Source organism: Halovibrio sp. HP20-59 (assembly GCF_033052795.2).
Lineage (GTDB): Bacteria > Pseudomonadota > Gammaproteobacteria > Pseudomonadales > Halomonadaceae > Vreelandella.
On the sequence record NZ_JAWJUW020000109.1, the window covers coordinates 1 to 258 of the forward strand.

A 258-nucleotide genomic window follows, 5' to 3' on the forward strand; every position below is an offset into this window, starting at 1 on the left:
GATCGTCGGCCGGCCGCGCTACAAATTTCAGGTACATGGTGGAGTTGCCTGAAACCTGTACCCAAAACCCGGCACCAGCCGGCTGCGGTACGGGCAGCACCAGGTTCACCTCTTCGGTGAACCCGATCATCCAACCTTGGCGAGGCTCGGTGTCTGTGCCTGAAGCGAGCACATGACCCCGATCGTCGTAAAGCGTCAGCCGCGTGAGCCTGGCGGGGGGCACGAGGATCGTCAGCGGGCCATCCGCCGGGTTTGGTG

Annotated in this window: 1 protein-coding gene; it reads right to left on the bottom strand. The window is 63.6% G+C overall.

Annotation, left to right across the window (positions count from 1 at the left end):
• A partial coding sequence (locus tag RZA33_RS19570; RefSeq protein ID WP_317509892.1) for a hypothetical protein occupies window positions 1–258 on the bottom strand: 258 nt, incomplete at both ends.